The organism is Rummeliibacillus sp. SL167 (assembly GCF_007896505.1).
GTDB classification, from domain to species: Bacteria; Bacillota; Bacilli; order Bacillales_A; family Planococcaceae; genus Rummeliibacillus; species Rummeliibacillus suwonensis.
This window is the reverse complement of record NZ_VCBM01000001.1, coordinates 2,136,651-2,148,803: the sequence shown is the minus strand read 5'-3', so window position 1 is coordinate 2,148,803 and position 12,153 is coordinate 2,136,651. Positions and strand designations below refer to the sequence as shown.

Genomic DNA, 12,153 nt, shown 5'->3' with positions numbered 1-12,153 from the left:
TTTATTCAGTAGTTGTTGGCAACTCCATTTGCTTTTTTAAAGTGGCAAGTTTATGGGTGATTTTTGTGGATTTAATCGATTTATCTGCAGATTCCAGTATATCTTTTGCCTTGTCTAAATCGTTCTTTGCAATATAGGTATCGGCTAATAATATATAAAACCTTGCTAATGTTGGATGGATTTGTATCGCTTTGTTTGCATAAACAATACATTCATCATATCGTTGTAAACAAAGTAAAATCTCAATTCGAAGAGCTAAAGAACGATCATATGTTGGCGCTAGCTCTATGGATTTTTCAGCTAAATCAAGTGCCCAGTGCAATTTTTGATGACGTTTACATTCCATAGCTAAAACACGATGGTATTCTGCTGACTTACTGTGTAATTTTCGATCGTAATCGGGAATGGGTTGTTCTTCCAAAAAGCGAGAAACGATATCTTTTAAAATACCAGCTTGTTGTAAATAGAACGGGACACGATGCCCAGCATAATAGAAATGTTTAAAAATAGCATTTGGATAGGAATGTTGGATTTCTGCTGTTATATAATGATGGTCAACCCTTTGTTTCGGATCATAGCATATGATTGGCTGAATTTCTGTATTAACGGGATGAGAAAGTGAATGTGTAAATACAGATTGAACTCTTGCTCTTGTGCCATAATTAGGATGGGCTGAATTTCTAGGTGCGCAGGATAAAATTTTGCATTTTGGAATGGTTGAACCGAAATACAATGCACAATATCCACCTAGGCTTGTTCCATACGCAAATCTCTTTTCATAAAAGGGAATAAGCTTTTCAATAGTATGATAATATTCTTCACGCGAAATATCTTGATGATAATTGGTTACGGTTCTACGTCTGAGAGAAATTAAGTCGACAGATTTCTTTTTCAGAGCCTTATAAGCAAATGGTTTTGCTTTATCTGTTTTATCAATTGAATCAAATGTTGCAACGACGCGTTTCGTCGGATAAATATATTTGTAATATTCAATGGAACTTTCGCCATTATTGAATATGACTAATTTTTCATACCCATCTTTATAAATTTTCGGTAAAAGATCTTTGTATGACTCTCTACAATAGGTAAATTGTTTCTCAGCTTTTTCAAAATACCCCATAAGCATATAAATCATCCCGATTCTCATATTAAGCTTTGCAAGATAACGTATATTGGTCAATTGTGATTTTAGTGTTTCACTATAAGCCAAAGCTTCTTCAAAATGACGAAGGGCTAATGACTTTTGAATAGCTACGCGCAATAAGCCAATATGCCGTGGCTGCTCTTGTAACTGTAGCTTAGTGATGGAAAGAGATTGTTCAAATAAGTGATTTTGTTGTAATACATTTTGTAGATGTTCATAAAATTTAAGTGGTCTTCTTTGAAAGGAATTCTTTAATGTTCTAGGGAAATGTTTGAACTTTTCTTTCCGCTCATTTTGCTTTGTATATAAAGACCAAAGTGTGTGATGTAATGCCATATTAGTTGGATATAGACTGACGCCTTCTTGCAAAATATATTTTGCCTTATTGAGTTTGTCGGATTGTTCAAAAAGATAAGAGAGTTCGAGATAGCTTTTTGCGCTGGGTTTTTTCTGTTGCTGTTGTACCATTCGATCTGCAAGTTGTTTCGCTAAATCTTCTGCATTCGACAATTTGTTCAATTAAAAAAGCTCCTTTAATTTGAGGCTTAGTTTAATAATATTGATATTTCTATAGATGGATATTTTCCGCAAAGGAAGAGATAACTCTGTTTTTGGAAGATTTAGTAAATTGTAAAAATACCAATAGCATTAAAAGCCTACGTTGTTTAAATAGTTAAAGTATTTACTATATTTATTTAAACATAGAAAAATGATATTCAATCTCAAAAAGACAGGATTTAATATAATGTTAAGAGATAGCAATCATATTAACATAAATAATAGAGCTAGAAATATATTTGTAATATAGTTGGAAGTTTATTCTGAACAACAACCGATAGTCGATCGGATATGTATCAATCATATTCGCAGAGGTTTTTAAAAAAGAAACATTCATAAGGAAAAAGCCAGCTCAGTGCAATGGCTGGCTAGCTTTCTTTGATTTCATGACATTTATTAAAAATTGAGGTATTTTCAACATCCGTTTCAATCTTGTTGGTTGAGTGATTAAACGATGGAACCATTCAAGGTTTAGTCTAATGAAGATATCTGGTGCACGATTGACATTGCCTGAGAGCACATCAAAGCTTCCTCCCACTCCCATCATGACTGCATTTGAAAACTGACAGCGGTGTTCTGCAATCCATTCTTCTTGTTTAGGAGCTCCAAGTGCTACAAAGATAAAATCAGGATTCAATGCAGCAGCCTGTTTGGCCACTTCATCTCCATTCCCATTGCCGCCATAGCCATCCGCCACGCCAACGATATCTATATGCGGATACAATGCTTTTGCTTTTTCAGCAGCTTGTTTGGCAATGCCTGGTTTACCTCCATAAAAAAAGAAGCGGTTTTGCTTATTCTTGGCGGTTCTTAAAAAGTCATGCACTAATTCATATCCAGGAATACGCTCTTTTAAAGGGGTTCCAAGAATCTTTGAACCGATAACGATGCCTATACCATCTGCCACGACATAATTAGAATTTAATAGATATTCTTCGTATCTTTTATCTTCCTTTGCTAACATAATAATTTCAGGATTGGCAGTCACAATACAAATGGGTTTCTCAGAGTTTTGTATCTCATCTTCAATGAGATCTACAAATTCATTTTTGGTTGTATCAACTACTGGAATTCCTAATATATCAATCTTTTTCATAATCGAACCTTTCCACATATGTAAATTTATATTTCTTCCTATTATATACTACAAAATGATTTCTTCAAATGCAGCAGTATGGTAATTCTATGGGAAAAATATGAAATGAGGGAATCATGTGATAGATTGATAATAAATCTAAGAAGTGTTGATGATTACATTCCATCCATAAAGAAATTAGGTATTTGCTGATTGCCGCCGCTATGACTTGCTCGATTTTCCCGCAGGATTTTGAATTGACCGCATTGAATAAACAACACACGAAGGAAATGCACATGTATTTTCAAAGACTCAAGTAAGGTCTCGCTCCGATCAATAATTTTCTTATTATCATCATGAAATAGAATTTTTCACAAAAGGAACATTTTTCTAAATAAAATTTATAATTTCTCATTCTATTCTAATAAATATGTGCTATGATAAACGTTGTGAAAAAGGATTTAGCGAATGATTTTCTAATACTTTTTGAAACTTTGAGTATGCTTCATCCGTCTATATATAGTATAAAAATTTTTAATGAATGGAAGTGGATGTGACGTGACGAATAATCGACGATATCAACCAAAAAAAGCATCCATCAAAAGAATAGCTGTTTCTATTGTTTTGTTAATTGCAGTTATTACGGGTGCATACATGCTCGTAGCGAAAAATGATAAAGCAGCAAATGATAATGAGCATATTAAAGTTCAAAATGTCCATAAAACAACGAAAGAAGATCCAACTAAAAAAAAGGATTCTGATCAACAGAATAGTGACGCTGATTCTGATAACCGTGCAGAAGGAACTGTAACAAAAGATATATCATCTAATGATGGGGATACAACAACAAAAGATTCTACCGATGTGATCATGCCTAAAAATGACACATCTGCTATTATTGCAAATGCTAAAACGCAAGTATATACGGTTATTACAGATTTACAACAAGGTTCAGGATTTTTGTTTGATAAAAAAGGGGATATCATTACAAATGCGCACGTTGCAAAAGATGCTTCTTATGTGTTTGTCACAAATGAACACGGTCAAGAGTTTCAAGGACAGGTAATCGGTATTTCCAAAAAAACGGATGTGGCATTAATTAGAGTGCCAGAACTTGCAGGAAAAGATCCACTTGTCTTGGATACAGCACCTGCCAAAATAAATACACCAGTTATTGCAATTGGTAGCCCAAACAATAAAGGTGGCACCTCAACAGAAGGTAAAATCACAAGCATTGGGGCAGAATTTACAGATGAATATACGTATAGCGGACTATATGAAATGACAGCTCGCTTACACGCAGGTTCTAGTGGCGGTCCTCTGATAAATGCACAAACTGGGAATGTCATCGGGATCAACTCGATCATCTTAACGGATCAGCCTGAAATCGGTTATGCTATTCCTATTGGCAAAGTTATGTCTCTAATCACAAATTGGTCTAGCAAAGATGTTAAAATTGATCTTGAGGATGAACAAGATTTTCAAGATAATCATAAAGACGAGGCTTATTTAGGAAAAGCTTTAATAAAGGATTATATTGATGGATATTATGAATTGTTCCCATATGCCATCAAAAACAAAGCACAAAATTATTACGAAACATATATAATGCCGGGAAGTGATGCCATTAATACAGCGAAAAAAATGGTTGAAAGTTATTCAACAAAAGAGAAGAAATATAAGTCTTTGCAACATACGATTAACAAAATGAATATCTATGATGAATATGCAACGGCGGAAGTCAATTCAACATTTGTCTATACAGATAAAGCGACAAAACAAGAACATAAGCTGCATGAAACAATTGTCTATACGATCGTGATTGATGATTATGGTGATTATCAATTTACGAATATCAACATTACAAGTTCGTCAGATGATGGGGTCACTGAATCTAATAATCCCCCTACTAATTCAAGTGGAAATAAAAATACTACAACAGATGATAACGATGGAACTTTAAATAAGCAAAGTGTTAATAAGAATAAGGATACGAAAAATTCAAATCAAAACAGTACCAATGATTTAAAAAATGTACCAGTCAACGAGTAATGATTCTAAGAAGCGTATTTAAAGTTTTAGCTTCAATTTCATCAGTGAAAAATAAGGCATAGAATGCTGATATTGAACAGCATTCTGTGCCTTTTAGTTTTTAAGGGGGAATCCTTGCTTCAAACTTTAGAAAAGCTTCCAGGGACACGTTGATAGAGGGCGTTCACGTTTTTCTTCGATGACTTAAATATAAACATCAAAATGAAGGAAAAGCATATGTATTTCGAGAGGTTGATGGTCGATCACTCCACATAGCCACAGCGCGCGAGAGTTTGTGAAATAGAGTGAAAATATAGGGCTTTCATGATTACGCTAATAGTTATTCGGAGTTTTCCCTATCGCCGCGACCATGTCACAGTATAAAATACGCTGTTATAAGTGTTTGTTATCCACTTATGATTGAAAAAGTTTTTTTACAGAGAAAAATCCCTACATAAAAAACTTTATTTGAAAAGTCCTTTATGTAGGGATTCCATTGGATGTTGTTGAATAGTTGGAATTTAAATAATTTGATTAGCGAACTGTACCATAGCTGTGTACGTAGTATTTCCAGTAAGTGCTCATTGTTTGGTATTGGACATGACTACCAGCAGCATGTACTAACATACCATTACCAGCATAAATAGCAACGTGCGTAATAGCACCGCCACCAACATTGAAGAATACTAAATCACCTGGTCGAGGATTCTTTGTATATTTTACAGCAGCTCGTTGTGCGCGGCTCGTGCGTGGTAAAGAAATGCCGTTTTTAGCATAAACATAACGAGTAAAACCACTGCAGTCAAAACCTGAAGGAGTAGTGCCACCATAAACATAAGGAACGCCAAGATATTTCTTACCAGTACTTACAATATTGCTTAATCCAGCTTCTGCTGATGCTTTTTTAACACCAGAGCCCTTTTTTAGATAGGCAGCTGACATCCAGCCTTTTTTACCTTTAACAGTTACTTTAAACCAAGTCTTGCCTTTAGCAACTGTCTTGTAGCTTGCTTTTACAGTTGTGTTTTTCTTGATGTATGCTAGAGCCTTTGAACTTGTAGTTGCATCTGCACGTAATGTCAATGAACTAGCTGTAACATGATATTTTCCGCTAATTTTTGTTACTTTAGGGTTTGAAACTTTTTGGATTGCATTAGTAGTTTTCGCTGTAGTAGATGTTGATTGGTTGTTTTCTGCTGCGTTAACATGACCAAAGCTGATTGTTAATGCTAATGCGCCTGAAGCGATTGCTGTAAATACTGCTCTCTTATTCATCAAATTCCTCCAACTGATTTCAACAATGTTTATGTATATAAAACAATTGTCTATAATTTTTTAATAATCACAGGTATAACTTTATAAAAAATATTGGAGAAAGACAACGCAATTTCATTTACAGTTGTATTACAGTTATGTAACAAGACACAGAGATTTCGATTTTATCCTGCATTGATTGGCAAATCGCTCACGACAGAACTTCAGCCAAAGCAAGAAAGGCCATTGAAAAAACAATATTGTCCTTTTTAGAAGAATAGACATTTTTAGTTGAATTTGTTTTTACAAGAATTCACACGTGATTTATGCTTGTATATCAAAAATAGTATGCTAGGCTGCTTCTAGCATACTATTTCCCTTTAAAACAAATTTTTTAGGTAATATGAAATTAGTCTAGATTATTTTAGAAATCTCTCGAAATTAGTATTTTAAATCATAGAATCGTTTGTAACTATCAAGGTGGCTTTTCCAGTAAGAATCATTAACAGAAGAAACTTGTACATAATCGCCACCAGCATGAACAAATTGACCGTTCCCAATATAGATACCTAAATGGGAAATTCCTTGTTTGTACGTATTTTTAAAGAATACTAAATCGCCAGCTTTAGGTGATGAAACATAGTAGGATCTTGCTTCGTAACCAGCAGCGCTTGTTCTTACAATATTGCTATATCCTGCTTGCTTATATACATAGTAGATAAAACCACTGCAGTCAAAGCCACTTGCAGAAGATCCTCCCCATACATAAGGTATTCCTTGCAAAGAAAGTGCTAGATTCATAGCTGTTTTCACTACTTTGGAAGATGGTTGTTGAACAACAGTAGGATTGGAAACAGTGGTTGTATTTTCTTTTTGTTGTTGGCTAGTTGTACCTGTATTTTTGACCGCTAATACTTGTCCTACCCGAATAAGACTGGAAGTTAAACCATTCCATGATTTTAACTGAGTAACCGTAATCCCAAATTTGTTTGCAATAGTTGAAAGTGTGTCACCAGCCACAACGGTATATTTGGAAGTGGATTTAGAAGTTACCGATGTTTTTTTCTTGGAACTACTTGAAGTCGTACTTGAAGTACTGCTTCCAGGTATTTTTAATAGTTGCCCAACATAGATGGTATTGTTTTTTAGATTATTCTTTTTTTGAATGGCGTCAACTGTCACTTTATATTTAGTCGCGATCTTTCCTAAATAATCACCAGATTTTACTTTGTAGGTGGTTGTTTTTCCGCTGCGTGTCGTGCTAGTAGTAGTTGCTTTTTTGGTAGTTGTTGTACTAGCAACTTTGACTGTAGACGTACCAGGTATTTTCAATGTTTGTCCAACATAAATTTTGTCATTTGTAAGACTATTTGCTTTCATAAGTGATGATAACGAAATATTGTGTTCAGCTGCAATCTTCGCTAAATAATCACCAGACTTCACCTTATAGGTGGATGTTTTTTTCGTCGCCGTTGTTGTATTTTTGTTGGCTGAGGCAGTGCTTACCTTTGAAACTGTTGTATTTTTAGTTTTAATTTTCTGCCCAACATAAATCATATCCGAAGTAAGATGATTCAATTTCTTAAGCTGAGATACTGTCGTATTATATTTTTGAGCAATGACATATAAAGAATCTCCACTTTTGACCTTATATGTACTGGTACTGGCTTGTGCATCTTGTCCATTCACTACTAATGCAGTAGCTCCGAATGCTAGAACAGAATATACAGCTTTTTTCACAAAAATCACTCCCTTTTGTTAGATGAAAGCGTACAAATATTGTTAGTTTCATTGTAGTTAAAAATGAAAACGAAAACAATCCAGATAGAAAAAAAGGGAAATTTGATAGATCAATGAAAATATATTTTTGAATATAGAATCGAAAAAGTATGAAAAAAGGACTACAGATGAATGCTGTTGTTGAATTCGATAAGAATTTGTATCAATAGAGTAGCTTATGTGGATAGAATAAGGTGAATAAGGGGATTTAAGATACTTATTCTACAATTAGTTAAATCAATTTCATAAATCATTTTCTTCTTAAAAGATACGAACATTTAAAAATAATTAATTTTGATAGGTGTGTAGTGGAAGACGGCGACTCCTCGAAAATGCATGCGCATTTCCTTCGTATGGCGTTAGTTCAGGGAGGCTTATTCAAAGTCCTATGGGAAAAGCTCGAGTAACCATCCGCAGGCTCTGATTTTTAGATGAATCAATTTTGAGATGAATCGACAACAAAAAACCGCTAACAAGGGAATGAGCGGTTCTTTGCAAGAGCTGAGGAGGTTAATGGTTTCATGTGCATAGATATTTTATTTCAATATAGAAATAAGCAATAAATAATGGAATAGTATTTTACATGGAGGCGAATATATGCCAATCACTACAGTTCAAGTATGCCCTAAATGAATGAATTCTAAACGTAAACGTTCTTTATTTTACAGATAATTGTGATTTTTCAGCTCGTTTATGCTATAAACATTTACCTTTATAGGGTGTAGTAGTAGAATGTAGTCTAATAATTAAAAACATTCAAAAGAATAGTTCAAGATAAAGATGGAGGAAATGGAATGTCTGTCCAAAATATTATGCGTAATTTAATTGTAGAAACACCTTCACAGCCCGGTAATTTAGCAAAGGTTGCAAAAGCAATTGGGGATCAAGGTGGTAATATAGGCGATATTAAAACGCTAAAAATTGGTACATTATCTACCGTTCGGGATATTTCATGTACATGTGAGGATTTAGCACAGTTAGATGAAATTGTGAAAGCGATTAATAAACTCAAATATATTTCAGTTCGTGCAGTTTCAGATGATGTGATGAAAGCGCATGAAGGCGGAAAAATACACATGACGAGTAAAATCGATGTCCGTTCAGTTGGCGATTTACGTCGAATTTATACACCAGGCGTTGCAAGTGTTTGTCAAGAAATTCATCGTTCACCCGAAAAAGCACATTATTTCACAAGTATTGGAAATACAGTGGCGATTGTGACAGATGGTACGGCCATTCTTGGGTTAGGTAATATTGGTTCAGTAGCAGGTATGCCAGTAATGGAAGGAAAAGCGGTATTGTTTGATCAGTTTGCTGGAATTAGTGGAGTACCCATTTTATTGAATACAAGCGATCCAGACGAAGTAGTTGAAACGATTGGACATATTGCACAAGGGTTTGGCGGTATTTTATTAGAAGATATTGGTTCACCACATTGTTTTGAAATAGAAGAGCGCTTGAAAAAAGATTTGACAATTCCAGTCATGCATGATGACCAACATGGAACAGCGGTTGTCACATTGGCTGCAGCACTGTCAGCATGTCGTTATACGGGGATCAATTTAAAACAAGCAGTAGTTGGTCAAATTGGGCTTGGTGCAGCTGGATTAGCCATTTCTCGAATGTTATTAGAATATGGTGTCAAAGAAGTATGCGGTAGCGATTTACAAGAAAGTTCACTTGTTAGGCTTAGAAGTTTTGGGGGAACGGTGATGAACTCCATTGAGGAATTAATGGAACACTGTGATATTATTATCGCCACTACAGGTGTGAGCGGTTTGATCAAACCAGAATTGGTGCGCAAGGGTCAAATTATTTTGGCGCTGTCAAATCCATTCCCGGAAATAACGCCGGAAGATGCACTTGAAGCAGGAGCAGCATATGCGGCTGATGGTCGACTTGTCAATAATGTCTTGGGCTTCCCAGGAATTTTCCGCGGAGCATTGAATGCAAGCGCACAAAGTATTACATATCCAATGCTACTAGCTGCTGCTAAAGCTATCGTAGATGCTACACATAATGGTGATCTAGTGCCGCATCCATTAGATCCAAATGTTCACGCGGCCGTTGCAAAAGCTGTAGAACGTGTCGCTCTAAAAGAAATGAACGAGAAAGTGACTATATGATAAGAAAAAACTTTTTGAAAAAAAGAAACCACTCAAGTACTTCTAAAAGATATATTCATAAAAAGAGTGTTGTTCCTTCAAAAAGACATACAGCAAAATAATTTACCCTGCATTAACGGGCAGTAAGACAAGGTTTAGAGAGAAACGAGAAAGATAAGTGGGGATGAAGAAAACCTCCACTGATGGAAACTTTACTTTATAACTCAAAAGCACGAATGGCTTGATAATCATATACAACCTCCAAAGTTAAACTAAAATCTGACTTTGTGGATGTGGTACGATTATCAATCAACATTCGTGCTTTTTACTGCGAAGTTTTTTCTCACAGAAATCTAGGGGATAATTCTAGCAATCTTTCTTTTTATCCTATATATAAGCAGGCAGTAAGTCTTCCATTTCAAAATGCAACTTATTTTTGAAATCAATCACTTAACCTATTTGTTTTGCTATTAGATTCTCAACTTTGAACACCCGTCCATAGTCATCTTTGTAGACGATATGTTCGCTATTAAATTTGGTTGGGGAGTCTAAACCAGCTGCTGCTGCTACCCTGAACAAACCCTTCCGCATAGTAATGATGTAGTTGGTCACACGGTATTTTTTTTCTTCAACGATTAAACCATTTTGTAATTTGGGATTCGTTGTTGCAACACCCGCAGGACATTCATTCGTGTGACAACGTTGTGCCATAATACATCCAACTGAAATCATAAATCCGCGTGCAATATTGATTAGATCTGCGCCTAAGCCAAGGATAACCGCTGCACGGTCCGCAGTAATAATTTTACCAGAAGCGATAATCTTAACACGATCACGTACACCATGTTTAACAAGGGCATCATGTAAAAGAACAAGACTAGAATGAATAGGTAAACCAACGCTGTCAGCTAAATCTTGAAATGTTGCACCCGTACCGCCTTCACCACCATCGATTGTGATAAAATCTGGACCTTTACCAGATTCCTTCATATATGATGCAAGCGCTTCTGCATCATCAGGGCTACCTATTACGATTTTAATGCCGACAGGAAGACCGCCAGTTTCTCGAATCTGATCGATAAAATCAAATAGTGATGGTAGATCATTAAATTGATGGAAACGGTTTGGACTATTAATCGTTTTATAAGGTTCAACGTTACGAATTTTGGCGATTTCTTCCGTCACTTTTTCTGCTTCAACATGACCACCACGAGTTTTGGCACCTTGTGCAAGTTTTAATTCAAATGCTTTTACTTGAGGAATTGCTGCTTTTTCTTTTAATAATTCAAAACTGAATTCACCATCTTTTGTACGATAGCCAAATAAACCAGAGCCAATTTGAGCGATGATGTCAGCACCGCCAGCTAAATGATAATCAGAAAGTCCACCCTCACCAGTGTTCATCCATGAACCTTTTGCCATACTAATTCCTTTGGATAAAGCGGAAATAGCATTTTTTCCAAGTGCACCATAACTCATGGCAGATTGGCCGACTAAACTGCGGACAACAAATGGTTCACGACAATTTGGTCCAATCACAATAGCATCTTCTTCTGGAAGCAGCCAAGGTTGCACCGTTATTTTTTCTGTATGTTCTTTACGTTGAAATAATCCATCAGAATCGATAACATATTTTTGCGTTTCCACAGTTTGACTTTGGTCTACACGCATTTCATCCACTTGTTTAGTGAACATCGCATTGCGAATGTAGAATCCTGCTTCTTCAAAATTGCGTTTTGACCCATATCCAATGACATTTCCTAAGTATTTCCCAGGTAATACGACATGTAAAAAGTCTTCACGACTAAATGGTTTACCATCATGATCATCATCAAACAAATATTGTCGAAGTTCAGGTCCTATTTTTTCTGTAATATAACGTGTTCTACCGAGAATTGGAAAATTACGTAGAATTGCATGCTGTTTTTGCCGACGATCTATTATATATAAAATGAATAATAAGATTGCAGGAATAATAATAAAAATAGTTATTAGAATTAATAATATAGTTGAAAACATTTTATGATCTCCTAACCCCTAAAATCTATTTATAATTGTGTCTAGCTTGTGAACGTATCTCAATAACGTATTAAATATATCACATTTTGAGATAGATTCAAGCGTTTAAATTGAAAAGTTAAAGCATGATGAAAAAATATTGCAAATACTTGCTTTAAGTAGAATATTTATCCCATATTAACAGGCAA

General features: G+C 35.2%; 7 protein-coding genes. 2 read left to right on the top strand and 5 right to left on the bottom strand.

The annotated features are described in order from the left end of the window. Position 1 precedes the first annotated feature (1 nt). A complete protein-coding gene (locus FEZ13_RS09650; protein WP_146552450.1) occupies positions 2-1,663 on the bottom strand; it encodes a tetratricopeptide repeat protein in 1,662 nt (553 codons plus the stop codon). 391 nt (positions 1,664-2,054) lie between these two features. Further along, positions 2,055-2,798 (bottom strand): WecB/TagA/CpsF family glycosyltransferase, encoded by a 744-nt coding sequence (locus FEZ13_RS09645; RefSeq protein WP_146552449.1) that lies wholly within the window; start codon positions 2,796-2,798, stop codon positions 2,055-2,057. 537 nt (positions 2,799-3,335) lie between these two features. On the opposite strand from FEZ13_RS09645, the gene FEZ13_RS09640 reads away from it, so the two are divergent. After that, entirely contained in the window at positions 3,336-4,829 is a 1,494-nt protein-coding gene (locus FEZ13_RS09640) for a S1C family serine protease (RefSeq protein ID WP_186725830.1), read from the top strand. 513 nt (positions 4,830-5,342) lie between these two features. On the opposite strand, the gene FEZ13_RS09635 is transcribed toward FEZ13_RS09640, so the two are convergent. Together FEZ13_RS09635 and FEZ13_RS09630 are read right to left on the bottom strand one after the other, a co-directional pair. Then, positions 5,343-6,083: a C40 family peptidase gene (locus tag FEZ13_RS09635; protein ID WP_146552447.1), complete on the bottom strand. Its 741-nt coding sequence runs from the start codon at positions 6,081-6,083 to the stop codon at positions 5,343-5,345. 420 nt (positions 6,084-6,503) lie between these two features. Beyond that, on the bottom strand, positions 6,504-7,802 hold the full coding sequence (locus FEZ13_RS09630; protein ID WP_186725829.1) for a C40 family peptidase: 1,299 nt from the start codon (positions 7,800-7,802) through the stop codon (positions 6,504-6,506). An 833-nt stretch (positions 7,803-8,635) separates the two neighbouring features. Between FEZ13_RS09630 and FEZ13_RS09625 the strand changes: the two genes are divergently transcribed. Then, on the top strand, positions 8,636-9,967 hold the full coding sequence (locus FEZ13_RS09625) for an NAD-dependent malic enzyme (RefSeq protein ID WP_146552445.1): 1,332 nt from the start codon (positions 8,636-8,638) through the stop codon (positions 9,965-9,967). A 429-nt stretch (positions 9,968-10,396) separates the two neighbouring features. On the opposite strand, the gene FEZ13_RS09620 is transcribed toward FEZ13_RS09625, so the two are convergent. Beyond that, positions 10,397-11,965, bottom strand: a complete 1,569-nt coding sequence (locus FEZ13_RS09620) for an FMN-binding glutamate synthase family protein (protein WP_146552444.1) — start codon at positions 11,963-11,965, stop codon at positions 10,397-10,399. Positions 11,966-12,153 lie beyond the last annotated feature (188 nt).

Coding starts and splice junctions, on each gene's coding strand:
- FEZ13_RS09645 (WP_146552449.1), bottom strand. CDS start 2,798: ATGAAAAAGATTGATATATTAGGAATTCCAGTAGTTGATACAACCAAA.
- FEZ13_RS09620 (WP_146552444.1), bottom strand. CDS start 11,965: ATGTTTTCAACTATATTATTAATTCTAATAACTATTTTTATTATTATT.
- FEZ13_RS09625 (WP_146552445.1), top strand. CDS start 8,636: ATGTCTGTCCAAAATATTATGCGTAATTTAATTGTAGAAACACCTTCA.
- FEZ13_RS09635 (WP_146552447.1), bottom strand. CDS start 6,083: ATGAATAAGAGAGCAGTATTTACAGCAATCGCTTCAGGCGCATTAGCA.